Below are 23,796 nucleotides of genomic sequence, written 5' to 3'. Positions count from 1 at the left end.
AATCCTTCGGTGCAATGGGCGCATGCCATTCGGCTTATGTTCAAAAAAAACTGTGGGAGCGGGCTTGCTCGCGAAAGCGTCAGGTCAGCCAGTATCACCATCGACTGACACTCCGCCTTCGCGAGCAAGGCGGATCGCCGCACCGCCGCTCCCACAGGAATAGCAGTGTTCAAGGTTGGCGTTATTCATTGTGCGGGTTTTTCAGCGCCCGAGTTATCACGAATTGTTTAACTTCCCGTGAGGATTTGGCGATCACCCAAAGCCTAGGCTGTGTTCCATGAAACACCCCTGGATTTTTGGAGGCGAGCATGTTTTCACGACGGCAATTTCTTGTAGCGAGCGGCGGGCTGGGGGTGGCAGCCCTGGCGATTGGTCTGTTGCCGAAGTTTTCCACAGGCACGGCATTGATCAGCGAGGCCAGTGCGGCCGAGGAGTTCGAAGTGACCCACAGCGACAGCGAATGGCACAGGATCCTGAGCGACGAGCAGTACGACATCCTGCGCGAAGAGGGCACCGAACGGGCCTACAGCAGCCCGCTGAACAACGAGCACCGCGACGGCACGTTCGCCTGTGCCGGTTGCGACCTGCCGTTGTTTTCCTCGGCAACCAAGTTCGACAGCCGTACCGGCTGGCCGAGTTTCTGGGCGCCGCTGGACAAGGCCGTGGCCACCCGTCAGGACCGTGCGTTCGGCATGGTCCGCGAGGAAGTTCACTGCCGGCGCTGCGGCGGGCATTTGGGCCATGTCTTCGATGACGGCCCGAAACCCACCGGCCTGCGTTACTGCATGAACGGCCTGGCGATGAAATTCGTGCCGAAGACAGTGTGATTCCCTTCCACTCACTTTTTGCAGGTAATCGCCATGTGGCTGCTGGTCCTCTCTTATCTCGGTGGTGTGCTGACGATTGTCAGCCCGTGCATTCTGCCGGTGTTGCCGTTTGTCTTCGCCCGCACCGGTCAACCCTTCGTCAAAAGCGGATTGCCGCTGCTGGTGGGGATGGCACTGACGTTCGCGCTGGTTGCCACGTTGGCCGCAGTGGGTGGTGGCTGGGTGGTGCAACTCAATCAGTACGGGCGCTGGCTGGCGTTGGTGTTTGTCGCGTTGTTCGGTCTGACGCTGTTGCTGCCGCAACTGGCCGAGCGCCTGACCCGGCCGCTGGTGGCGGCGGGCGGTCGTTTATCGGAAGCGGCGGGCGCCGATGCGCGGCCACGTCCCGGTGCTTCATTCCTGATCGGCGTGGCCACCGGCCTGCTGTGGGCGCCCTGCGCCGGGCCGATCCTGGGCTTGCTGCTGACCGGCGCGGCGCTGCAAGGGGCGAGCATCCAAACCACCTTTTTGCTGCTGGCGTACGCCGCGGGTGCCGCCACTTCCCTCGCGCTGGCGTTGCTGTTGGGCGGAAAAGTCTTCATCGCGATGAAACGTTCGATTGGCGCGGGTGAATGGGTGCGTCGCGGTCTCGGCGCGGCGATGCTGGCCGGTGTGGCGGCGATTGCCCTGGGGCTGGACACGGGGGTTCTGGCGCGGTTTTCCACGGCGTCCACCGGCGGTATCGAACAAGCGCTGGTGGAGAAACTGAGCGGCAAGTCGCCGCGTAACAGCGCGGCGCTGATGGCGCAAAACCCGGTCGCCGAAGGCGCGATGCCCGTGGCCGAGAAAACCTCGGGCAGCTTGCCGGTCGAAGGCAACCTGCCACCGCTGGACGGCGCCGTGCAATGGCTCAACTCGCCGCCCCTAGATGCCCAGGCCTTGAAAGGCAAGGTTGTGCTGGTGGATTTCTGGACCTACTCCTGCATCAACTGCCTGCGCTCGCTGCCCTATGTCAAAGCCTGGGCCGAGAAGTATCGCGATCAGGGCCTGGTGGTGATCGGCGTGCATGCACCCGAGTTTGCCTTCGAGCGTGACGTCAACAACGTCACAAAAGCCATGAAAGACCAGGGCATCAATTACCCGGTGGCCATCGACAACGAGTTCAAGATCTGGCGCGCCTTCAACAACGAATACTGGCCAGCGCATTACTTTGCCGATGCCCAGGGACGCATTCGTTATCACCACTTCGGCGAAGGCGCGTATGCGGAGTCGGAGCGAGTCATCCAGCAATTGCTGCGTGAGGCAGGCGCTGCAAAAGTTGCGGACGGGCTGATCGATGCCAAGGCCGATGGCGTGCAAATGGCCCCGGACAACAACGCCGTGCAGTCGCCGGAAACCTATGTCGGCTACCAGCGCGCGGAGCATTTCGTGCCGGAAACCGCGTTGGTACCGGACAAGGTCGCGGCCTACAACCCGCCGGCGCAACTGGCCCTCAACGACTGGAGCCTGGGCGGGCAGTGGCATGTCGGCCCGGAACGGGCCACCGCCAGCGCACCGGCCAGCCGCATCGTCTATCGCTTCCATGCCCGTGATTTGCATTTGGTGCTCGGCCCTGGCGCCGATGGCAAGCCGGTGCGCTTCAAGGTGCTGATCGACGGCCAGGCTCCCGGCGATGCCCATGGCATGGACGTGGCCCCCGATGGCAGTGGCACCGTAACCGAGCAGCGCTTGTACCAACTGGTGCGGCAGAACGATGGTGTGAACGACCGGACCTTCAGCATCGAGTTTCTTGACCCGGGTGCGTCGGCTTACGCCTTCACGTTCGGCTGATAAATTTTCAACGATTCAGGAGTTCGCCCCCATGAAAACCCTCTTTACCTGGCGCCGTACCCTGCTGGGGCTGGCGGCTGCCGGCATCATCAGCCAATGCTCGGCTTTCTCGTTCGGTGGTGCCGAAGAGGCGGTGATCATTCCACCGCCGGCCCTCGACGAAACCACCCAGGCCCGCAGCGAAACCGCGGTGTTCGCCGGTGGCTGCTTCTGGGGCGTTCAAGGTGTGTTCCAGCATGTCAAAGGAGTGAAAAATGCAGTCTCCGGCTACGCGGGCGGGGCGGCCAATACCGCGCATTACGAGCGCGTCAGTGACGGCAATACCGGCCATGCGGAATCGGTCGAAGTCACCTTCGATCCAGCTCAGGTCAGCTATGGCACCTTGCTGCAGATCTACTTTTCAGTGGCGCACAACCCGACCGAACTCAACCGTCAGGGGCCGGACAGCGGCACCCAGTATCGCTCGGCGATCTTCACCAAAAGCGCTGAGCAGCAGCGGGTCGCGCAGGCTTACATCGCCCAGCTCGATGCCGCGCATTCGTTCGATAAACCGATCGTGACCCGGCTTGAAACCTTCAACGGTTTCTATCCGGCGGAGGAGGAACATCAGGATTTCCTGACCGAACATCCGACCTATCCGTACATCGTGATCAATGACTTGCCGAAGGTGGCGCAGCTCAAGCAGTTGTACCCGAATCGTTATCAGGAACAGCCGGTGCTGGTAAAGGCGGGGATGTGAGTGAATGGGAGATGGACAACCCTGTCACTGACTCGTGCATGGTCTATTCGGCCAACGGGTGCTTGCCCCACATCTGTACGGCGAACTCGACGAAACGCCGAAGTTTCGGTAAGCGGTGGCGATCCTGGGCATAGACCAGGTGCATCGGCCGACTGGGCGGGCAGTAATCGGGCATCAAGGCCAACAGCTTTCCGTCCTTGAGGTCCTGCTCGACCAGGGCGTCGGGCATCATCACGATGCCCATGCCGGTTCGCGCTGCCTGATGCAGTCCGGCCGAACTGTTGATCAGCATCGGTCCGCTGACCCCCACGCTGACTTCGCCATCGGGACCGGCCAGGCGCCATTCCTTTTGCACCGATTGCCAGTCATCGCCGGCCGGATAGGCAAAGGACAGGCAATCGTGGCGTCGCAGGTCTTCAGGTGTTTGCGGTGTGCCCCGGCGGGCCAGATATTCCGGTGATGCGCACATGGTCAGGGTGTAGTCGATCAGCGGGCGGGCGATCAGGTTGGAGGGCTCCAGTGCGCCGAGGCGAAACGCCACATCCAGACCGTTTTCCAGCAGATCCGGGCGTCGGTTGGTCAGTACCACGTCAAGCTTCACCCGCGGGTTTTGCCGGCTGAACTCACTCAGTGCCGGCGCCAGGCGTTCAGTGCCGAAGGTCAAGGGGGCGGTGATGCGCAAGGTGCCACTCGGTTCGTCCAGAGCCTGTTCGGCCAGTCGCTCGGAATCGGCCACCAACCCCAACACTTCCAGGCAGCGCTGGTAATACGCGGCACCGAACTCGGTCAGCCGCTGGCGCCGCGTCGTGCGGTTGAGCAGGCGTACACCCAGCCGCTGCTCCAGGGCCTTGAGGTGGTTGCCGACCATGGTCGTGGACATATCGCACTGCAAAGCGGCGGCGGTCATGCTGCCGGTCTCCACCACTTTCACGTAAACGGTCATTGCCTGGAATAAATCCATTATCAAGCTCAACTTTAAAATGATTGAAGATTTCAAGCGTTTATCCAGTTCAGGTGGCTAACCATACTGCAAAAACACCGACCCTTGCTGGAGCTTGATGTCATGACCGCCGCCTGCCTGATGAGCACTTACCAACCCCTGGCCCTGAGTTTCAACAAGGGCCTGGGCACTCGCCTGTGGGATCAGGCCGGTCGCGAATACCTGGATGCGGTTGCCGGTGTGGCGGTGACCAACGTCGGCCACTCCCACCCGAAAATCGTTGCCGCCATTACTGAGCAGGCCGGGTTGCTGCTGCACACATCGAATCTCTACAGCATTGATTGGCAGCAACGGCTTGCGCAGAAACTGACCCGCCTGGCGGGCATGGACCGGGCGTTTTTCAACAACTCCGGGGCCGAGGCCAACGAAACCGCACTGAAAATCGCCCGGCTGCATGGCTGGCACAAAGGCATCGAGCAGCCGCTGGTGGTGGTCATGGAGAACGCATTCCATGGCCGCACCCTCGGCACGTTGTCGGCCAGCGATGGCCCGGCGGTGCGCCTGGGTTTCAACAAGCTGCCGGGGGATTTCGTCAAAGTGCCGTTCGGCGACCTCGACGCGCTGGACAAGGTACAACAAGCCCATGGCTCGCGGATCGTGGCGGTGCTGATGGAGCCGATCCAGGGCGAAAGCGGTGTGCAACTGGCGCCACCGGGCTATCTCAAGGCCGTGCGCGAACTGTGCAACCGGCGCTCATGGCTGTTGATGCTCGACGAAATCCAGACCGGTATCGGCCGCACCGGCCAATGGTTTGCGTTCCAGCACGAAGGCATCGTCCCGGACGTCATGACCCTGGCCAAAGGCCTGGGCAACGGCGTACCCATCGGCGCCTGCCTGGCCCGTGGCAAGGCGGCCGAACTCTTTACACCGGGCAGCCACGGCAGCACCTTCGGCGGCAATCCGCTGGCTTGCCGGGTCGGTTGCACCGTGCTGGATATCGTTGAAGAACAAGGGCTGCTGGAAAACGCCCGGGTTCAGGGGGAGCGCCTGCTCGGAAGATTGCGCACCGAGTTGGCGGGCAACCCGAACGTAATGGCGATCCGTGGTCAGGGGCTGATGATCGGCATCGAACTCAAGCAACCGATCCGCGACCTGAGCCTGATCGCCGCCCGGGATCACGGTTTGCTGATCAACGTCACACGGGGGAAAACCATTCGCCTGCTGCCGCCGCTGACGATTGATGAGCGGGAGGTGGAGATTATTGTCAGAGGGGTGAGTCTGGCGATTTCGCAAGTTCTCGATTGACTTGAGTAATCGTTCAGCATTGGCTTTGGAACTTAGTAGGTAAGCGGTTTCATCAGGCACGTCGACGCCAGCCGGCGTGTTCTTTTTCCTACTGCAATGACTCAGCAAGTATTGGATGTATCGCATGGTCTTCTCCGCATCTGGATAGATGTTCAGTATCCGTTTGCATTTCAAAAGACGTTTCCGCGAGTGCTGTAGTCCAAATCCGGTTTGAACGGGTCAGATGCAGTGGTTAACCTGTGTTTCGTATTACGCCGAAAAAATCCGTGATTTCAGCTCGATCCATCAACTGAATTTTTGCACCGGTAAACCCTTCGAACAAACGTTGATGCACCGCAAACCCACTGGACCCTTGCCGCTGACGATAACTGCCCGCCCACTCCAGCAAGGCGATCAGCAACATGTCCTGATCGTCGCGCCCGACCTCGCGTTGTCGAATGTTGGCCACGCAATCCTCGTCCCCGACGCTCAACCAGATCAGCGCAGTCGCCCGTGACAGGAGTTCGCTGAAGATCCAGCCATACACGCCTTCGATCACCCAGCGCTCTTGTTCGGCCTCGATCCGCGCCATGGCCAGTGCTTCGGCGCGGGGGCGAGCGATGCTGTGTTCGTCGGACAGCCAGTGAATCCGGTCGAGATCGGTCCAGGGCACGCGCAGTTGCTCGGCCAGCCGCTGGGCCAGCCAGCTCTTGCCGGAGCCGGAGTTGCCGATGATCAGGGTTCGGGTGAGGTCCATGAGCGACTCCGATCAATTGTGGGAGCGAGCTTGCTCGCGAAAGCGGTGCTTCGGTGAGCATTGATGTTGGATGTGCAGGTCTTATCGCGGGCAAGCCTATAGGTACACCAGAATCCGCCGGCCTGTGCGCCTTGAGGTCCATCGGTAACCTGCCGTGCGTCACTGCTCATCATTTCTGTAAGCCCTTTTATAGTGTCAGTTTTTAGACATTGCTGTGATGTGGGAGGTTGTAGTGAGGGCGATTAAGTTTGCTCAGTTGTGAGTTGGGCTTACGTTCACTGCCGGACTCAGGAAATCTATGTGATAGCCAGAGGAGCCGTCCCCAATTGCTATATGAACTCCATTAATCCCTTCGTTTAATTGAGAGTTGATTTTGTAGTCAATGCTATTTGCGATTGTGCCGTTTACTCCAATAGCAAATTCAGTCAGCTTAAGACCTCTAGGCCCTGCTGCAAGATCCAATAGTTTTATGTGTTCATTGCCATTTATTTTTAGTGAGGTGGTTGTATTGTCTTCAATGGCTAATAGTGCGCCTTCTTCAGATATGCGATAGCTCAACCATTTTAAAGAGATTTTTAAGCCTTCTGGTAATGTTGGGTTGGGTCTTCTAAGGGCTGTAAGTATTCCGGATATCTTTAAAGTTCCACGAAATGAAAATGGGCTCGGTTCTTGTGGGTTCAGTGAGCATAATGAACTTCAAAAAAACTCCGCCACGGACTGAATGAAGTTGTTTTCTATGTCCTCTGTAATCAAAACATAAGGCTGAGCGTGAGGGGCTATCGTTATTTGCGCGTCAGCGTCATTTCCGGTCAAAAAAATGAGCTGTGTGAGTTTAGCATGTTTAGTATGCGTCTTTATGTGCTTGGCGCTAGTTGAAAGTCGCTTATCAATAATAGGTTCAAGCTATAAAGTGCTGCTTTTAAAGCAGGCTCGAATGCTTGTGTTGCACAAACGATGTTTTTTTGTGTTTGGTGTTTTTCGCAATTTCAAATGTCTTTTTCGCTGCGTCATTTTTCACTTTGTTGGTTTTGTGCTTCCTGGTGGTCTTGAGGGGCGAAATCATTAATGCAGATTTATTGATGTGTTAAATAAGTGGTTTGAGGCTTTTAGAGCTAATGATGCTCGTGGAGTGTCTTGTAAGAGTCTCTTGGTCATTTGCGTAAGTCGTGTCTGTAGTCCTCTTCCGAAAATTTAGTGTTTCACCGAATTTGGTTGTGATGGACGATCTGGAATCGCTAGGTTGGTCTATGGGGCTTCTTTTTCGAGGGGGTCTACATTCAACCGTTAATAAGGGGCTGTTTAGTGCAGGAATCAAAGAAATATCTGACGGATACATCCGTACAGCAAGCCTTGCTACTGGCTGATCTAACAGATCCCGCCGCACCCGATCACGCCATTCGATTATTACTGAAGGAGGTTCTTCAGGGGTTAACGGATAAAGGCTGGCCACAAGCGCAAGTGCAGACGGGCCCGAGAATTGTCTCTGCTGAAGAGAACTACGGATTGCTTGGTTATGACCCATCTGAGATTACGCTTGGTAGTGCACACACTCGATGGGTTGACGAGTGGTCTCTGTTACGGACGCAAACCACTAGCCAAATTCCATCTGCGCTTCAGCGAGCGGCCCAGCTACGACAACCGGGGCAGTCAATATTATTGGCTGCACCTGGCATCACTTTTCGTCGCGACAGCCGGGATCGTTGGCATTGTGCGGAACCGCATCAGATGGATATCTGGGTGCTCGGCGATCCTGATTTGTCGACGCATGAGCATTTGCTTTGCCTGGTCGGCGATATCCTCGAATCTGCCGTGCCTGATATGCCTTGGATCTACAGTGATAGTCCGCATCACTACACTGAGGGCGGGATCGAAGTAAATCTGTTGAATGACGGCGTCCCGGTAGAGGTTCTGGAGTGCGGTCGAATTGCCAAATCTTTGTTGGAGCGACTGAAGATCGATCCTTTGCGCCATGGAGGACTGGCGCTGGGAATGGGGTTGGATCGTTTGACAATGCTGCGAAAAGGCATCCCCGATATTCGTTTGCTGCGTGATCAGAACGAACGAGTACAGGCACAGATGCATGATCTGAATCCGTGGAGTGCCGTCTCTCGGTTGCCTTCGATTACTCGTGATATTTCGTTAGCGGTAACGCCGGGGCTAAGCGAGGAAGTGTTGACTGAAAGGATGTTGCAGGCAGCTGGTGATTGTTCAGATTGGATCGAGGAAATGCAAATCAAAGGGCGCTGGGAGTTCACAGAACTGCCTTCGCAGGCCATCGATCGCCTCGGATTGCTGCCGGGGCAGGAGAATGTGCTACTACGTGTTGTACTGCGTGATTGTTCGCGATCAATCACCACAGCTGAGGCGAATGCCTTGTATTCGAAAATTCAGGTGGCACTCCATGAAGGTGCGCCGGGGGCGGGTTACAGGATGGATTTCCCCAATATTTAACTGGCCTCTTCGCGAGCAGGCCCACAGGATCTGGAAATAGCACAAGAAATGCGTACGCCAGAAATCCAGTGTGTGCGAGCCTGCTCGCGAAGGCGGTATGACAGTCACAATTGTTGAGGCTGACTGACAGCCTTCGCGAGCAGGCCGGATCACCACACCGTCGCTCCCACAGTTTTTTGTGGTGTTTTCTCTACCTCAATCATCGCTTTGCGGCGCAACCATCCTGGTCTTCGGTGCTCCGTTCGAGTTGTGCTGGTAGATCGTCTGCGGCTGCCCCAGGTCATTGAAAAACACCTGCCCGATGCCCGCCGAGTTCCATAGCCGCTCACCGGCTTCGGCGTGTTCGGGCACGTGGGGCATGATGCGCATTCGTCGACGTTTGGTCAGCCAGTTCAGCGGCGAGCGTGGCGAGTACAGCCAGCGGTTGAGGCGGTCGAACCATTCGAGCAGGGTGGCCGGGAATTCGTTCTTGATGCCGCTGCTGGTGATCTGCCAGATGCGCGGCCCGGCCTTGCGGTGGCGGATCAGCACTTCGTAGACGAAGGAATAGTGCACGTCGCCTGACAGCACCACGTAGTTACCCGGCGTGCGCGAGTGGCGGAAAATGTTCAGGATCACCTGTGCTGCGCCGCGATGGGCCATCCAGTTTTCCGCGTCTACCAGCAGTGGATAACCGCACCAGCTGAATACCCGCTGCACGGTTTCAATCAGTTTGACGCCGAAGATCGGCGCCGGCGAAACGATGATCGCACTCGGGTGGTCCAGCAGTTCCTGCTGCAGTTCGCTCAGGGCTTCCCAGTCGAGCAAACCGGAAGGTTGTTTGAGGTTCATCTCGCTGCGCCAGCGCCGGGTGCGGGTGTCGATCACCACGATGGCGGGGGTGGTGGGCAGCACGTAATGCCAGTGCTGAAATTTCAGCAGCTCATCGATCAAATCATCCTGAACTGTGCTGTCGAGGTGACAGTCGTGTGCGCTGGCGCTCAACGTACCGGCCTTTTCCATCACGGCAGTGAACGCATCCGGATTGTTGCCCCAGCCCTGGCACAACATGTACGCCAGCAGCGCGTTGCCGATGATGCGCCGGGAGAACGGATGTCCGTAGGCCGTTTCCTCCCATTGCGCGGACAGGTTCCAGTCATCGGTGATGTCGTGGTCGTCGAAAATCATCAGCGTCGGCAGATGCGCCATTGCTCGCGCGACGTTGCCAAGGCCTGCCTTGAAGGCATCGATGCGCGTCTGTTCAAGGGTGTAGCGTTCAAGTCTTTGCGGCGTCAGCGTCGGTGCCTGTGGGTCGATGAGGGTCCAGGGCGTTGGCGACCAGACCAGCAAATACATGGCCATGACTTCGGCGAAGGTCACCAGGTGATTGTCGGCACTGCTGCTGGTGAAAATCGGCTTGCGCGCGCCACCGAAAAAACGCTCGCGCAGGGTTTCATTGCTTTGCAGTGCCGGCAGCAGATCCGCACGGTGATAGTAACTGGCCGGATGCTCGTAGAGCCTGGCGCTGTCGCTGACCACCGCGCCTTCGAGGTGTTCCCCGAACAGGCCCAGGCGCTCGATCAAGGCGTGAATCGCCCGCAACATCGGCCCCGCGACATCATCGGCGTAGACCTGATCGCCCGTCATCATCAGCAGTGCCGGGCGGTCCTTGGCGGCATGTTCCTGCGCCAGCAACCGGTCGACGCAGAGCAAGCCGTCTGCCGCCGGGTGATGAGGCTTGCGGCAAGAGCCGTGGAGCAACTGATCGACCCGTTCGCGCAGAACGAAGTTCGGGCAATGGGCATCGCCATACAGCAGGTGTGGCGCCCAGTCGGCGACGCCTTTTTCTGCGCCATCGATCAGCAGGTCATAGTCAATTGACTCATCCCGGGGCAGGGCGCAATCCAGGTGCACATCGATCAAGTGCACAAAGGCATGAGCCCCCACTGCAATCACCGTGCATTGCCCGCTATCGAGGCGGATATCGCCGACGCCCTGCAAGCGCAAGGTCAGCGCCAGCGCCCGGGAACCCACCAGCCACAGCACCAGCCGCGTGGGCTCAAGGCGCCGCAACAGCGGGCCCGCCAGGACCGGCGGCAGGGCTTGGTGATCGTCGGGCAGTGGCAGCGTGTCGGACATCCGGGTTCAAGACTCTTGGGGCGTGGAAGCGGGCGATGATAGCGCAGGTGACGGCGGGACCTGCCAGTGCGATCCCGTTTCTGTCTGTCATGAAATGAAAAGCCATTGTCGTCTGATGAGAAGCGTCTCAACAGGCCTCGTCCTACAGTCCAATCAGCGCAATTCGATGCAACACGCCCATATTGCAGATTGGAGAATAAGAAAAATGGCCAAAGCCGTACGCTTCTACGAAACCGGTGGTCCCGAAGTTCTACGTTATGAGGACGTCGAAGTCGGCGAACCCGGTCCTGGCCAGGTTCGGCTTCGTCATGTGGCGGTTGGCTTGAACTATGCCGACACCTATTTCCGTAACGGTACCTATGCGATTCCGCTGCCCAACGGCATGGGCGTCGAGGCCTCTGGCGTAGTCCAGGCCGTTGGTGAAGGGGTCACCAACGTCGAGGTCGGTGACCGCGTCACGTACACCGGTTTTCTCAATACCCTCGGCGCCTACAGCACCGAGCGCCTGATCCCGGCCGCGCCGCTGATCAAGCTGCCGGAAACCATCAGCTTCGAGACCGCCGCGGCCATGACCATGCGCGGTTTGACGTCCTCGTACCTGATGCGCCGCATCTACGACTTCAAGGTGGGCGACAGCATTCTGCTGCACGCCGCTGCCGGTGGTGTCGGCCTGATTGTTTCGCAGTGGGCCAAGTTGCTGGGCCTGAACGTCATCGGCACCGTGTCGACCGACCTCAAGGGTGAAATCGCCAAGGCTCACGGCTGCGATCATGTGATCAACTACAGCCATGAAGACGTCGCTGCGCGGGTTCGCGAATTGACCGATGGCGTGGGCGTCAACGTGGTGTTCGACAGCGTTGGCAAAAACACCTTCGAAGGCTCCCTGAATTCGCTCAAGCGCCGTGGCCTGATGGTTTGCGTCGGTACCGCTTCCGGTCCGATTCCGGCCTTCGATCCAGTGATGCTGGCGATGAAAGGCTCGCTGTTCCTGACCCGTCCGGCCCTGGCCGACTACATCAGCGATCCTGCGGAAAAAGCCGCCCTGGCTGGCGAGCTGTTCGACCACGTTGGCAGCGGCCGGATCAAGATCGAGATCAACCAGCACTACGCCTTGCAGGACGCGGTGCAGGCCCATCGCGACCTTGAGTCACGCAAGACCACGGGCTCGTCGATTTTCGTCATTTGAGGAGTGGCCAGCCATGAAAGTCGAACAATTGACCTGCAGCATTGGTGCCGAATTGATCGGCGTCAATCTGGCCGATGCGGTACATGACGACGGTCTGTTTGCCGAGATTCGTGCCCAGTTGCTCAAGCACCGCGTGGTGTTCCTGCGCGATCAGGACATCACCCGCGCCGAGCACGTGGCCTTCGCCCGGCGCTTCGGCGAGCTGGAGGATCATCCGGTGGCCGGCAGCGATCCGGATCATCCGGGACTGGTGCGGATCTACAAGAATCCGGACCAGCCGATGGACCGCTATGAAAACGCTTGGCACACCGACGCCACCTGGCGCGAAGCACCGCCGATGGGCTGCGTGCTGCGCTGCGTGGAGTGCCCTCCGGTCGGCGGCGACACCATGTGGGCCAACATGGTCCAGGCCTATGCGAACTTGCCGGAAGACGTAAAGGTGAAGATCGCCGACCTGCGTGCGCGCCACAGCATCGAAGCGAGCTTCGGTGCGGCGATGCCGATTGAAAAACGCCTGGCGCTCAAGGCGATGTACCCGGACGCCGAACACCCGGTGGTGCGCACTCACCCGGAAACCGGTGAAAAGGTGCTGTTCGTCAACGCTTTCACCACCCACTTCAGCAACTACCACACCCCTGAGCGGGTGCGCTTCGGTCAGGACGCCAACCCCGGCGCCAGCGAGTTGCTGCGTTACCTGATCAGCCAGGCGTACATCCCCGAGTATCAGGTGCGCTGGCGCTGGAAGCCGAACAGCATCGCCATCTGGGACAACCGCAGTACCCAGCATTACGCCGTCATGGATTACCCGCCATGCCATCGCAAGATGGAACGTGCCGGGATCATCGGCGACAAGACGTTCTGATCGAACGCCACCTGCATCCGCACTCGCAGCATTCGCACTCGCAGCATTCGCACTCGTAAACACGTCTGCCCGGCACGACCCCGGGTGGACGGAACAATCATAAGAACTGGAGTAGACCATGCAATTCTTCGACGATTCCCTGCACCCGGAAAACATGGAAAAGGTAGTCATTACCGTGGCCCCGTACGGCCCGGAGTGGATGCCCGAAGACTTCCCGGAAGACATCCCCCTGACCATGGACGAGCAAGTCCAGAAAGCGGTCGAATGCTATGAAGCCGGCGCCACAGTTCTGCACTTGCACGTGCGTGAACTGGACGGCAAGGGTTCCAAGCGTCTGTCGAAGTTCAACGAGCTGATCGCCGGTGTGCGTGAAGCCGTGCCGGACATGATCATCCAGGTCGGCGGCTCGATTTCCTTCGCCCCGGAAAGCGATGGTGAAGCGGCCAAGTGGCTGTCCGACGACACCCGCCACATGCTGGCCGAGCTGACGCCGAAACCGGATCAGGTCACCGTGGCAATCAACACCACCCAGATGAACATCATGGAGCTGCTGTATCCGGAATACCTGGAAGGCACCTCCCTGGCCAACCCGATGTTCCAGGCCGCCTACAGCGAAATGACCGTACCGGCAGGTCCGGCCTGGGTTGCCGAGCACCTCAAGCGCCTGACGGAGAACGGCATCCAGCCGCACTTCCAGTTGACCGGCATGCACGCCATGGAAACCCTCGAGCGCCTGGTGCGCAGGGGCATCTACAAGGGGCCGCTGAACCTGACCTGGATCGGCATCGGCGGCGGCTTCGACGGCCCGAACCCGTTCAACTTCTTCAACTTCATCCACCGCGCGCCGGACGGTTGCACCCTGACCTCCGAATCGCTGCTCAAGAACGTCATGCCGTTCAACACCATGTCGATGGCCATGGGCATGCACCCGCGCGTGGGCAATGAAGACACTATCATTGATCACAAGGGCGATCGTTTCGGCTCGGTGGCGCAGATCCGGCAAACCGTGCGCATTGCCCATGAACTGGGCCGTGAAATCGCCACCGGCAAAGAAGCCCGCGAGATCTACCGCATCGGCGTGCAGTACGAAACCATCGAAGAAACCCTGTTGGCCAACGGCATGGCCCCCAACCGCAAGGCTGGGCAAAAAGGTGTACCGCAACGCGGTTGACCGAGGGTCGGGACGAGAGGCCGTGACCTCTCGTCCGCCTGACCGTTACACGCTTGATAACAAAAATAAAACAAAGCTCTTGAGGAGGCTGCATGGCCTTTCACCCAATAGCCGCTGACGATGACGACTCCAGCGGAGTCGGCGTTGCGCGCCAATATGCCTGGATCGTCTTTGCCTTGACGTTCGGCCTGTTGATTTCCGATTACATGTCGCGTCAGGTACTGAACGCGGTGTTCCCCCTGCTCAAGACTGAGTGGGCATTGAGCGACGGACAGCTGGGTCTGCTCAGCGGCATTGTGGCGCTGATGGTCGGCCTGCTGACGTTTCCCCTGTCGTTGATGGCTGACCGCTTCGGCCGGGTCAGGAGCCTGGCGCTGATGGCGTTCCTGTGGAGCGTGGCGACCCTGGGTTGCGCGTTGGCACAGGACTACCAGCAGATGTTCATCGCGCGGTTCATGGTCGGCGTCGGCGAAGCGGCCTACGGCAGTGTGGGCATCGCGGTGGTGATTTCGGTGTTCCCCAAACACATGCGCGCCACCCTGGCCAGTGCCTTCATGGCGGGCGGGATGTTCGGTTCGGTGTTGGGCATGGCCTTGGGCGGCGCCATCGCGGCCAAGCTCGGCTGGCGCTGGTCGTTCGCCGGCATGTCGTTGTTTGGCCTGGTGCTGGCGATGCTTTATCCGCTCATCGTCAAGGAAGCGCGCATTGCGCCACAGCGTGCCGCGCAGATTGCGAACAAGACGGCTGCCGCGGTCAAGCGTCCGCTGCGCACGCTGTGGTCCAGCCGTTCGGTGGTGTCGACCTACATCGCCAGCGGCTTGCAGTTGTTCGTCGGCGGTACGGTGATGGTGTGGATTCCCAGCTATCTCAACCGCTACTACGACATGCCCACCGACAAGGCCGGCGGCATGGCAGCGATCATCGTGTTGTGCAGCGGTGCGGGCATGATCCTGTGCGGCATGCTCAGCGATCGCCTGTGTCGCAACTCACCGGAGCGCAAGGTCAGCCTGGCGATCGGATTCTGCCTGGGCAGTTGCCTGCTGTTGTCGGCGGCGTTTGCCTTGCAGGCAGGGCCGGTGCAATTGCTGCTGATCTGCCTGGGCATGCTGATTGCCACCGGTACCACGGGACCTGCCGGCGCGATGGTTGCCAACCTGACCCATTACTCGGTGCACGGCACCGCGTTCGCCACGCTGACCCTGGCCAACAACATGCTGGGGCTGGCGCCGGGGCCGTTCATCACCGGTCGGGTGTCCGACCTCATCGGTCTGCATGCCGCGTTTCAACTGGTGCCACTGGTCAGCCTCGCGGCGGCGGCGGTGTTCTTTTATGCCAAGTGTCATTACCACAAAGATATTGCCCGGCTTCAGGGTCAGAGCGTGCCTGACCCTGTCGGTGAAGCGGGTTTAGAGGTGAAGTTGTGAGTCGTCGTTTACGTATTGATGTGTTTTTCGATTTTATCTGCCCCTGGTGCCTGATCGGCAAACGCCAACTGGAGCATGCGCAGGTGCAGTTTCGCAGTCGCCACCCGGATGTGCAGATCACCACGGTGTGGCATGGCGTGCAGTTGTTGCCTCAGATTCCGGTAGAGGGTGAACCCTTCGCCGATTTCTACCGCAAGCGCCTGGGCAATGCGGACGCCATGACCATGCGCCAGGCCCAGGTACAGCAGGCTGCCAGTGCGGTTGGCCTGGCCATCGACCTCAGCCGCATCGAGACGATGCCCAACACCGCAGACGCTCATCGTTTGTTCGAGCGTGTCAGCGGACTGGGCAATTCCAGTCTGCGTGAAATGTTGCTCGAACGACTGTTCGCCGCTTATTTCCACAGACGCGAAAACCTGGGTTGTCGGGAGACCTTGCTCGCCATTGCCCGCTCCTGTGGAGTCGATAAGGACGGGGTGCTCGATTGCCTGAAGGGCGACGCCACGCCATTTGAAGGATCCCCCGGCGCAACCAGTGGCGTGCCGAGCTTTCAGTTCGACCGCCGCATGACGGTGATTGGTGCGCAACCTGCTCAGGCGCTGCTCGGGGCGATGAACGAAGCCCTTAAGGAAAGTGATCGCGAGCGGCAGTCAGCATGACTCGGCGCATCCCCGTGCCTGCCGGCAAACACCCGCAGGCCGGTGGCCGGGCGCTGTTCGAATTCGAAGACAAAAGCCTGGCGTTGTTCAACGTCGACGGGCAGCTGTTTGCCATCGACGACAGCTGCCCGCATCAGGGCGCCTCGCTGTGTGGCGGGCGCCTTGAGGGGCGGGTGATTCAATGCTGCGCCCATGGCCTGCGCTTCGATTTGCGCAGTGGCTACATGCTCAATTCCACCTTGGTCAAAGTCACCAACTACCCGGTCGAGAACATCGACGGCCAGGCGTTTATCGTCATCGCATCCGAGGAGTCCGCGCCATGAGCGTCATTGCTCTCACCCGTATCCACAGTCGCACGCGCGAACTGGCTCCGGGGTTTATTGTCAGCCTGATCGTGGCGGCCGCCGCGTCGTTCTTGTCCGAGCACTACGGTGCGCCGGTCATGCTGTTCGCCTTGCTGCTGGGCATGGCCTTGAATTTTCTCGCCGATGACGGCCCGTGCAAGGCCGGCGTCGAGTTCACCGCCCGCACTGTGTTGCGCATTGGCGTGGCGCTACTGGGCATGCGCATCACCCTGGAACAAATGGCGGCGCTGGGCTGGAAGCCGATTGCGCTGGTGGTGATTCTGGTGGTGGTGACCATCAGCGTGTCTGTGATCGCCGCCAAGGCCCTGGGTTTCCAGCGCCTGTTCGGCATGCTCACCGGTGGCGCGACCGCCATCTGCGGCGCCTCGGCGGCACTGGCCCTGGCGGCGGCGCTACCGAACCATCCGCAGAAAGAACGGGCGACCTTGTTCACCGTGATAGGTGTTTCGGCGCTGTCCACGATGGCCATGATCGTCTATCCGATGATCGCCAACTGGCTGCAGTTGTCGCCGCAAGTGGCGGGCGTGTTCCTCGGCGCCACGATCCACGACGTGGCCCAGGTGGTCGGCGCCGGCTACAGCATGTCGACCGAGACCGGCGACACGGCCACGGTGGTCAAACTGATGCGCGTTGCCATGCTGCTGCCGGTGATCGTCACCGCCGCGATGATCACCCGCATGCAAGGCGCCGACCCGACGGGCAAACGCCCGCCATTGTTGCCGTGGTTCGCCGTCGGTTTTCTGATTCTGGCCTGCATCAACAGCACCGGCTGGGTGGCGCCTGCCGTGCAAGGGTCGGTCAACGAACTGTCGCGCTGGTGCCTGGTGATTTCCATCAGCGCCCTGGGCATGAAGACCAGGCTCAAGGAGCTGGCAGCGGTCGGGATCAAGCCGATCCTGCTGATGGTGGGGGAGACGGTGTTCCTGGTCGTGCTGGTGCTGTTGTTGCTGCACTGGGGGCTCTGAACGCCTCGTCACGCACAGGTTTTATGGCAGGGTCACACGGCGTTGACTCCTCATGCCGTGGGGCTCTCGACCGGTGTCACAAACACCGGTCTTTCGCGGCGACTGTACCAGCAGTCGCCGTTTTTTTTGGGCTTTCACTGGTTTTGACTCGGACGCGGTCGCTTGGAGGCGCTGGCTTGCCAGCGATGGTCGTTAACGATAAACGCGGCGCACTGGAGTCCATCGCCAGCAGGCTGGCTCCTACAGTTTCAGCGTGGGCTCGGTCCCTTGTGGGAGCTGGCTTGCCAGCGATGGTCGTTAACGATAACGCAGTGTGAACTGGATAAACGCGGCGTACTGGAGTCCATCGCCAGCAAGCTGGCTCCTACAGTTTCAGCGTGGGCGCAGTCCCTTGTGGGAGCTGGCTTGCCAGCGATGGTCGTTAACGATTACGCGTGTGAACTGGATAAACGCGGCGCACTGGAGTCCATCGCCAGCAGGCTGGCTCCTACAGTTTCAGCGTGGGCGCGGTCCCTTGTGGGAGCTGGCTTGCCAGCGATGGTCGTTAACGATTACGCGTGTGAACTGGATGAACGCGGCGCACTGGAGTCCATCGCCAGCAGGCTGGCTCCTACATGAAGAACCTTTTTTTGTGTGCTCGACTCAGGATTCTTTCGGGCCTGCGACAGGTTTTGCGGTGGATTGCTTCTGCGCCCGCCATGTCGCCGGCGGCATTCCAAACTGACTGATAAACCACCGCGTAAACGAGCTCGCCATCGAGTAGCCCAGCATGTCGGCAATGCGGCTGAGCGAGTAGTTCGGGTTGTCCAGGTAACGCAGCACCAGATCTCGACGCACATCGTTGATCACGTCGTTGAAGGCGCAGCCGTCGTCCTTGAGGCGGCGTTGCAGGGTGCGCACGTTCATGCCCTGGCTCTGGGCCACCTGTTCGATGGTGGCGCGTCCCATGGGCAACAGCAGGTAGATGGCCTTGCGCACCTCGAACAGCATCGAGGCACCTTCGTGGCTGTGCAGTGAGTCGAGGTAGCTCTGGGCGTAGCGGGCCATGGCCGGGTCGGCGTTGGGGTTGGTCATGTCGAGGCTGATGTCGGGGCAGACGATGCCGTTGAATTCGCTGCCGAACTCCAGGTTGCAGCCGAACAGCCGGCGATGCAGGTGCAGGTTGTCCGGTGGCTGGTGCATGAAGTTGACGCTGTAGGGGTGCCAGTGCGAGCCGAGCAGGGCCGAGCACAGCCGGAACATCACGCCAATGGCCAGCTCGGTAGCCTGGCGGCTGGGCATTGGCGTTTCGGTGACCACCTCTTCGCGAATGATCACCATCTTGCCGGCCTCTTCAATGAAGATGGCCAGCGAATCATTCATCAGGTGCCGGTAGTCCACCACGACCTGCAAGGCATCGCGCAGGGTGCGCTGGTGGCTGAGCAGCAGGCTGACCACGCCGAAGTCCGAGAGCTGGCGCGACTCGGCCATGCTCAGGCCGAAGGTCTGGCAGCCGCTGGCGGCGGCGGAGTCTTCCAGCAGGCGTACGGCGGCATCGATGGGGATGCGGTGTTCAGGGGCCTGCAATTGGGCTTTGCTCAGACCGACGGCTGCCATGACATCGCGCGGGTTGAAACCCAGGTACTGGGTGACCTCCAGGTAGTTGGTCAAGACGGCGGCGCGAACAAGCTTGGTCATGCGAGGGGCTTCCCTGTGCCGATGGCGATTGGCGTGAGCGTGGCGACTATATCCAGCGTATCAACAGTTGAACAGTTGTCATGTCGTTGATGGTTTTCATGCTGTCCGGTCACGAATCAACGGTGTTGTTTGAAGCAATCGTTCCTGATCCGTTGATTACAGTGACCCTGCGCCAACCTGCGGGGTTTTTCGACCAGTGGTCGAGCTGTCCGGATGTCCGACAATTTGTCATCAAAAGAAAAGTGCCTGACGTCCAATGAAAAGCGCTTCGGGTGGGCGCTCTTTAATGTCGACCCTACAAAAAGCCCCTGGCGCAAACAGCCAGTCGAGTTATCGAGAAAGCGAAGGTGTTGACGTGGACAAATTGCAAACTGCCGCCACCGTTCTGATCGTCCCGGGTCTGCGCGAGCACGTGGCTGAACATTGGCAAACGTTGCTGCAAGCCAGGCTGGGCAAAGTGCGCAGCGTCCCGCCACTGGAAACCGACAAACTCGACTGCATGGCCCGTGTCCGGGCAATCCAGCACGAACTCGAGCAGATCGACGGCCCCGTGATTCTGGTCGCCCACAGTGCCGGCGTACTGATGGTCGCGCATTGGGCGGCGCATTACAGCCGTCCGGTCAAGGGCGCTTTGCTGGCCGCACCACCGGACCTCGATGCGGTCTGGCCGCCTAACTATCCTTCTTCCGAAACCCTGCGTAGCCAGGGCTGGAATCCTCTGCCCCAAGGCCCGCTGCCGTTCCGCAGCATCGTGGCCGGCAGCACCAACGATCACCTTGCCACGCTGCCTGCGGTCACCCGCATGGCAGAAGGCTGGGGCGCCGAATTGCTCAATCTGGGCGATGTCGGCCACCTCAATCCGGCCGCAGGATTTGGCCACTGGCAGCAAGCCGAAGCACTCATCCTGGAGCTGGACCGCTAGTACAAGGAGCTGGACTGGCAGTACGCCAACCGGCATTTGCCCTCATTCCTTAAACGCAAACCAGAAGAGGATTGCGCGAGGGCGGCTGCGCTTAAAACAAATACAAAAAGGCGGAGACAACGCAATGCACAACAATAAGAGTCACGGTTTCACCGTAGCGCGCTACACCTTGTTGGCCTCGGCCATTCTGGCCGTCATCGCGCCGGCGGCCCATGGGGTCGAGCTCGATTTGGGCAACCCGGACTGGACCGCGCGCCTGGATAACACCGTGAAGTACAACTACGGTGTGCGCACCGAAAGCGCCGACAAGCGCATGTTGGGAACGCCGAACAACAACGACGGCGACTACAACTTCCGCAAGGCCGGCACCAACATCACCAACCGTATCGACCTGTTGACCGAAATGGATGTGGTCTACAAGAACGCCATGGGCTTTCGCGTCAGCGCCGCCAGCTGGTACGACAAGGCCTACGACAACACCGGTTCCAACTCCAATCCGTTCGTCAACGGCAATGGATCGACGTCGGGCCTGATCGCCAACGACCCGCGCCTGGCAGCGGTCACCCATGACAACGTCGGCAATGGCAGCCCGCACCTGAGCAACTATGCCCAGCGCTACTACAGCGGTCCTTCGGGCGAAATCCTCGATGCCTTCGTGTTCTACAGCACCGAAGTCGGCGAGGAGTCGATGTTCAGCGCCAAGGCCGGTCAGCACAACGTGTTCTGGGGCGAGACCATTCTCAACCCGGTGCACTCGGTCAGCTACGGCCAGTCCGGCCTCGACCTGGCCAAGCTTGCCGCGTCACCGGGCACCGAAGCCAAGGAACTGTTCGTCCCGCGCAATCAACTGTCGATGACGTTCACCGTCAATCCGGAATTGACCGTGGGCGCCCAGTACTTCCTCGATTGGGACGCCGCGCGTCTGCCGGAAGCCGGTACTTACTACGGTGGTTCGGATCTGATCGGCTATGGTGCGCAGTCGTTCCTGCTCGGCAACACCAACGCCAAAGTGCCTGGCAGCCCGCTGGGTTGTGGCCTGGCGCCGTGCAACGCCTTGACCAACGTGCGTCGCGGCCATGACCTGACACCGAGCAGCAGCGGCGACTGGGGTGTGATGGCCAAGTGGTCGCCAGCCTGGCTGGATGGCACCCTCGGCGTCTACTACCGCGAGACTTCGGAAATCCTGCCGCAAGCCTGGCTGGATGCCAGGGGCATTACCTCGGCCAACCCCAACGGCACCCGGCCGGCAGGGCAAGTGCCTGCGGTAGTCAACACCCTCAACTCGCTGGACACCGCCACCTATCAACTGGCGTATGCCGACAACATCAAGATCTTTGGCCTGAGCCTGTCCAAGGACGTGGGCGGGATCAGCGTCGGTTCGGACCTGAACATTCGTCACAACATGCCGCTGGCCAGTATCCCGGCGATTGTCAGCACCACCAGCCCGCTGGGCCTGGGCAAAGGCCTCGGCCTGTTGCCGGCGCGCACGGATGCCACGGGTGTGATCTACGACACCCCGAGCCGCGGCGACAGCATGAGCGCCACTGGCGACACCTTGCACTGGACGCTCAACGGCCTGATGACCCTGCCGAAAACGCCGGTGTTCGATCAGGCAACTGTGCTTGCCGAGCTGTACTACAGCAACCTGCTCAAGCTCGATAGCAAGAACGAAGCGCTCTACAAGGGCAAGGACAGCTATCGCGGCATCGACGCACCGACCCGGGACAACTGGGGCGTTGCGGTCAACTTCACACCGACCTGGTACCAGGTGTTCCCCGGTGTCGACCTCAACGCGCCGATGTCGGTCAACGTGGGTCTCGCCGGTGTGTCACCGGTCTCCGGTGGCGGGGCCAAGGACACCGGCAACTATGCCGTTGGCGTCGGTGCCGTTGTGTACAACAAATACTTTGTCGACCTGAAGTACGTGGACTCCTTCGGCAAAACCGAAAAATGCAATGTCAGCGGTGTGAGTACCGGCCCGAACGGCGGTGACGGCTCTACCCCGAACGCCTTCAGCGGCAACGAAAACTACGCCTGTTTCGCCGGTGGCTACTCGTCCTTCTCCGGAGGTGGTGCCACGACTGAGGACCGTGGCGCCGTGTACCTGACGATGAAAACAACCTTTTGATTCACCACTGATTTGCTCAATGCAAGCAGGAGAATAACAAGATGAAATTCGCACAAACCGTGTTGGCCGCTTCGCTGGCCATGGTCCTTGCCGCTCAGGCACAGGCCGCTGTTTCAACCCAGGAAGCTGCCAAGCTAGGCACTAGCCTGACCATGGTGGGCGCTGAAAAAGCCGGGAACGCTGATGGTTCCATCCCTGCCTACAACGGTGGCTTGACGACGCCGCCGGCCAGCTTCAAATCCGGTGACAGCATGCGCCCGGATCCGTTTGCCAGCGAAAAACCGCTGCTGGTGATCGACGGCAAGAACGTCGACCAATACAAGGGCCTGCTCACGGCGACCACGGTAGAACTGGCCAAGCGTTTCCCGACGTTCCATGTCGACGTGTTCCCGACGCACCGTACCGTTTCGCTGCCCCAGGCCATTCTGGATAACGGCGTGAAGAACGCCAGCGGCGCCAAGTCCCTTGAAGGTGGCCTGGCCATCGACAACGTCCTGCCGGGCGTACCGTTCCCGATTCCGCAGTCGGGCAACGAAGCGATGTGGAACTTCCTGCTGCGTTACCAGGGCGTGAGCATCAGCTCCAAGTACGACTCGTGGAACGTCGACTCCGCCGGTGTGCCAAGCCTGGCGACCACCGGGCAGGCGAACATCTCCTACCCGATCTACGAAAACCTCTCGCAGCCGATCAGCAGCGCCGATGTGTACTACCAGATGAAGTTGTCGTACACCGGCCCCGCGCGCCGGGCTGGCGAAGCGGTGATGCTCAAGGACGCCGCCAACCCGCTGCAGCAGCCACGTCGCGCCTGGCAATACCTGCCGGGTCAGCGTCGAGTGAAACTGGCACCGAACCTGGCCTACGACACGCCTAACCCTGGTACCGCGGGTGCGGGCACCTACGACGACGTATTCGTGTTCAACGGTGCGCTGGATCGCTACGACTGGAAGCTGGTGGGCAAGCAGGAAATGATCGTGCCCTACAACACCTACAAGCTGACCTACGTCCAGGATCCGAAGTCGCTGACCACCGCCAACCACCTCGCGCCGGACTTCGTGCGCTGGGAAAAACACCGCGTCTGGGTCGTCGAAGGCAACCTCAAGGCCGGTGCCCGCCACATCTACGCCAAGCGCCGCTTCTACCTGGACGAAGACAGCTGGACCGCTCTGGCCTCGGATCAATATGACGCCCGTGGTCAGCTCTATCGCGGCTCCTTTGCTTTCCTCAGCCAGAGCTATGACAAGCAGGTACCGGATTCGACGCCCTTCATGATCTACGACCTGGTTGGTGGTTCGTACAACATCAACGGTGTGGTCGGCCCGTACGGCGGCATCAAGTACATCGAGCCGCTCTCCAAGGCGCAGTGGTCGTCGGAATCCCTGGCCGGCGCCGGCATTCGCTAAGCCACGATCCACTGTGGGAGCGAGCCTGCTCGCGATGGACCAGAGGGCGACGCGGGCATCCAGACAGCACGCGTCATCGTTAACGTCCATCGCGAGCAGGCTCGCTCCCACA

Annotated in this window: 20 protein-coding genes; 16 read left to right on the top strand and 4 right to left on the bottom strand. The window is 60.0% G+C overall.

Translation table 11 applies throughout. The features are described from left to right. Positions 1-308: 308 nt before the first annotated feature. Genes msrB through msrA form a run of 3 tightly spaced genes read left to right on the top strand, consistent with a single transcriptional unit; the run spans position 309 to position 3,375 of the window. Positions 309-827, top strand: a complete 519-nt coding sequence (msrB, locus tag AB4Z35_RS01660; protein ID WP_442095798.1) for a peptide-methionine (R)-S-oxide reductase MsrB — start codon at positions 309-311, stop codon at positions 825-827. 33 nt (positions 828-860) lie between these two features. Further along, positions 861-2,636: a cytochrome c biogenesis protein DipZ gene (locus tag AB4Z35_RS01655; RefSeq protein WP_442095797.1), complete on the top strand. Its 1,776-nt coding sequence runs from the start codon at positions 861-863 to the stop codon at positions 2,634-2,636. A gap of 31 nt (positions 2,637-2,667) precedes the next feature. Then, positions 2,668-3,375 (top strand): peptide-methionine (S)-S-oxide reductase MsrA, encoded by a 708-nt coding sequence (msrA, locus tag AB4Z35_RS01650; protein WP_442095796.1) that lies wholly within the window; start codon positions 2,668-2,670, stop codon positions 3,373-3,375. Positions 3,376-3,418: 43 nt separating this feature from the next. On the opposite strand, the gene AB4Z35_RS01645 is transcribed toward msrA, so the two are convergent. Further along, positions 3,419-4,336 (bottom strand): LysR family transcriptional regulator, encoded by a 918-nt coding sequence (locus AB4Z35_RS01645; protein WP_442095795.1) that lies wholly within the window; start codon positions 4,334-4,336, stop codon positions 3,419-3,421. A gap of 102 nt (positions 4,337-4,438) precedes the next feature. Between AB4Z35_RS01645 and AB4Z35_RS01640 the strand changes: the two genes are divergently transcribed. Further along, the gene (locus AB4Z35_RS01640; protein ID WP_442095794.1) at positions 4,439-5,620 is read left to right on the top strand and encodes an aspartate aminotransferase family protein; all 1,182 of its coding nucleotides are present in this window, start codon (positions 4,439-4,441) and stop codon (positions 5,618-5,620) included. 232 nt (positions 5,621-5,852) lie between these two features. On the opposite strand, the gene AB4Z35_RS01635 is transcribed toward AB4Z35_RS01640, so the two are convergent. Then, positions 5,853-6,356 carry an adenylate kinase gene (locus AB4Z35_RS01635; RefSeq protein ID WP_442095793.1) on the bottom strand — a complete coding sequence of 168 codons (504 nt, stop codon included), beginning with the start codon at positions 6,354-6,356 and terminating at the stop codon, positions 5,853-5,855. Positions 6,357-7,658: 1,302 nt separating this feature from the next. Between AB4Z35_RS01635 and srmL the strand changes: the two genes are divergently transcribed. Further along, positions 7,659-8,807 (top strand): PheS-related mystery ligase SrmL, encoded by a 1,149-nt coding sequence (gene srmL, locus AB4Z35_RS01630; protein ID WP_442095792.1) that lies wholly within the window; start codon positions 7,659-7,661, stop codon positions 8,805-8,807. A 195-nt stretch (positions 8,808-9,002) separates the two neighbouring features. Here the strand turns inward: srmL and AB4Z35_RS01625 are convergent, their stop codons facing one another. Beyond that, entirely contained in the window at positions 9,003-10,925 is a 1,923-nt protein-coding gene (locus AB4Z35_RS01625) for an alkaline phosphatase D family protein (RefSeq protein WP_442095791.1), read from the bottom strand. A 205-nt stretch (positions 10,926-11,130) separates the two neighbouring features. On the opposite strand from AB4Z35_RS01625, the gene AB4Z35_RS01620 reads away from it, so the two are divergent. The 7 genes from AB4Z35_RS01620 to AB4Z35_RS01590 all read left to right on the top strand — a co-directional run bounded on the left by AB4Z35_RS01620 (position 11,131) and on the right by AB4Z35_RS01590 (position 17,557). Further along, on the top strand, positions 11,131-12,111 hold the full coding sequence (locus tag AB4Z35_RS01620) for a quinone oxidoreductase family protein (protein ID WP_116260434.1): 981 nt from the start codon (positions 11,131-11,133) through the stop codon (positions 12,109-12,111). A 13-nt stretch (positions 12,112-12,124) separates the two neighbouring features. Further along, positions 12,125-12,973, top strand: a complete 849-nt coding sequence (locus AB4Z35_RS01615) for a TauD/TfdA dioxygenase family protein (protein WP_008001204.1) — start codon at positions 12,125-12,127, stop codon at positions 12,971-12,973. A 118-nt stretch (positions 12,974-13,091) separates the two neighbouring features. Next, positions 13,092-14,144, top strand: coding sequence for a 3-keto-5-aminohexanoate cleavage protein (locus AB4Z35_RS01610; protein WP_008001201.1), 1,053 nt, complete (start codon positions 13,092-13,094; stop codon positions 14,142-14,144). Between the two features lie 92 nt (positions 14,145-14,236). After that, positions 14,237-15,568 (top strand): MFS transporter, encoded by a 1,332-nt coding sequence (locus tag AB4Z35_RS01605; RefSeq protein ID WP_442095790.1) that lies wholly within the window; start codon positions 14,237-14,239, stop codon positions 15,566-15,568. Further along, a complete protein-coding gene (locus tag AB4Z35_RS01600; protein WP_442095789.1) occupies positions 15,565-16,227 on the top strand; it encodes a DsbA family oxidoreductase in 663 nt (220 codons plus the stop codon). Before AB4Z35_RS01605 ends, AB4Z35_RS01600 begins: the two co-directional genes overlap by 4 nt. After that, positions 16,224-16,550: a Rieske (2Fe-2S) protein gene (locus AB4Z35_RS01595; RefSeq protein WP_008001195.1), complete on the top strand. Its 327-nt coding sequence runs from the start codon at positions 16,224-16,226 to the stop codon at positions 16,548-16,550. Before AB4Z35_RS01600 ends, AB4Z35_RS01595 begins: the two co-directional genes overlap by 4 nt. After that, positions 16,547-17,557 carry a YeiH family protein gene (locus tag AB4Z35_RS01590; RefSeq protein ID WP_442095788.1) on the top strand — a complete coding sequence of 337 codons (1,011 nt, stop codon included), beginning with the start codon at positions 16,547-16,549 and terminating at the stop codon, positions 17,555-17,557. The genes AB4Z35_RS01595 and AB4Z35_RS01590 overlap by 4 nt, the downstream gene beginning before the upstream one ends. Before the next feature lie 642 nt (positions 17,558-18,199). Here the strand turns inward: AB4Z35_RS01590 and AB4Z35_RS01585 are convergent. Further along, entirely contained in the window at positions 18,200-19,234 is a 1,035-nt protein-coding gene (locus tag AB4Z35_RS01585) for an AraC family transcriptional regulator (RefSeq protein ID WP_442095787.1), read from the bottom strand. Positions 19,235-19,314: 80 nt separating this feature from the next. On the opposite strand from AB4Z35_RS01585, the gene AB4Z35_RS01580 reads away from it, so the two are divergent. From AB4Z35_RS01580 to AB4Z35_RS01565, 4 genes are all read left to right on the top strand, one after another. Then, complete coding sequence (locus AB4Z35_RS01580) at positions 19,315-19,494, top strand: hypothetical protein (protein ID WP_442095786.1); 180 nt, start codon at positions 19,315-19,317, stop codon at positions 19,492-19,494. A gap of 95 nt (positions 19,495-19,589) precedes the next feature. Then, positions 19,590-20,156, top strand: coding sequence for an RBBP9/YdeN family alpha/beta hydrolase (locus AB4Z35_RS01575; RefSeq protein ID WP_007993895.1), 567 nt, complete (start codon positions 19,590-19,592; stop codon positions 20,154-20,156). Positions 20,157-20,280: 124 nt separating this feature from the next. Then, entirely contained in the window at positions 20,281-22,284 is a 2,004-nt protein-coding gene (locus AB4Z35_RS01570) for a DUF1302 domain-containing protein (RefSeq protein WP_442095785.1), read from the top strand. 41 nt (positions 22,285-22,325) lie between these two features. Then, positions 22,326-23,684 (top strand): DUF1329 domain-containing protein, encoded by a 1,359-nt coding sequence (locus tag AB4Z35_RS01565; RefSeq protein WP_007993891.1) that lies wholly within the window; start codon positions 22,326-22,328, stop codon positions 23,682-23,684. Positions 23,685-23,796: the final 112 nt, after the last annotated feature.

Source organism: Pseudomonas sp. KB_15, from assembly GCF_052114525.1.
Lineage (GTDB): Bacteria > Pseudomonadota > Gammaproteobacteria > Pseudomonadales > Pseudomonadaceae > Aquipseudomonas.
The sequence above is the reverse complement of the archived record's forward strand: the minus strand, read 5'-3'. Positions and strand labels throughout refer to the sequence as shown.

What these genes read in the sequence shown, in the direction of transcription:
- AB4Z35_RS01610 (WP_008001201.1), top strand. Translation starts at nt 13,092, where the DNA reads ATGCAATTCTTCGACGATTCCCTGCACCCGGAAAACATGGAAAAGGTA.
- AB4Z35_RS01635 (WP_442095793.1), bottom strand. Translation starts at nt 6,356, where the DNA reads ATGGACCTCACCCGAACCCTGATCATCGGCAACTCCGGCTCCGGCAAG.
- AB4Z35_RS01570 (WP_442095785.1), top strand. Translation starts at nt 20,281, where the DNA reads ATGCACAACAATAAGAGTCACGGTTTCACCGTAGCGCGCTACACCTTG.
- AB4Z35_RS01620 (WP_116260434.1), top strand. Translation starts at nt 11,131, where the DNA reads ATGGCCAAAGCCGTACGCTTCTACGAAACCGGTGGTCCCGAAGTTCTA.
- AB4Z35_RS01595 (WP_008001195.1), top strand. Translation starts at nt 16,224, where the DNA reads ATGACTCGGCGCATCCCCGTGCCTGCCGGCAAACACCCGCAGGCCGGT.
- AB4Z35_RS01615 (WP_008001204.1), top strand. Translation starts at nt 12,125, where the DNA reads ATGAAAGTCGAACAATTGACCTGCAGCATTGGTGCCGAATTGATCGGC.
- AB4Z35_RS01580 (WP_442095786.1), top strand. Translation starts at nt 19,315, where the DNA reads ATGTCGTTGATGGTTTTCATGCTGTCCGGTCACGAATCAACGGTGTTG.
- AB4Z35_RS01590 (WP_442095788.1), top strand. Translation starts at nt 16,547, where the DNA reads ATGAGCGTCATTGCTCTCACCCGTATCCACAGTCGCACGCGCGAACTG.
- AB4Z35_RS01645 (WP_442095795.1), bottom strand. Translation starts at nt 4,336, where the DNA reads ATGGATTTATTCCAGGCAATGACCGTTTACGTGAAAGTGGTGGAGACC.
- AB4Z35_RS01655 (WP_442095797.1), top strand. Translation starts at nt 861, where the DNA reads ATGTGGCTGCTGGTCCTCTCTTATCTCGGTGGTGTGCTGACGATTGTC.
- msrB (WP_442095798.1), top strand. Translation starts at nt 309, where the DNA reads ATGTTTTCACGACGGCAATTTCTTGTAGCGAGCGGCGGGCTGGGGGTG.
- AB4Z35_RS01640 (WP_442095794.1), top strand. Translation starts at nt 4,439, where the DNA reads ATGACCGCCGCCTGCCTGATGAGCACTTACCAACCCCTGGCCCTGAGT.
- AB4Z35_RS01605 (WP_442095790.1), top strand. Translation starts at nt 14,237, where the DNA reads ATGGCCTTTCACCCAATAGCCGCTGACGATGACGACTCCAGCGGAGTC.
- AB4Z35_RS01585 (WP_442095787.1), bottom strand. Translation starts at nt 19,234, where the DNA reads ATGACCAAGCTTGTTCGCGCCGCCGTCTTGACCAACTACCTGGAGGTC.
- AB4Z35_RS01625 (WP_442095791.1), bottom strand. Translation starts at nt 10,925, where the DNA reads ATGTCCGACACGCTGCCACTGCCCGACGATCACCAAGCCCTGCCGCCG.
- msrA (WP_442095796.1), top strand. Translation starts at nt 2,668, where the DNA reads ATGAAAACCCTCTTTACCTGGCGCCGTACCCTGCTGGGGCTGGCGGCT.
- AB4Z35_RS01565 (WP_007993891.1), top strand. Translation starts at nt 22,326, where the DNA reads ATGAAATTCGCACAAACCGTGTTGGCCGCTTCGCTGGCCATGGTCCTT.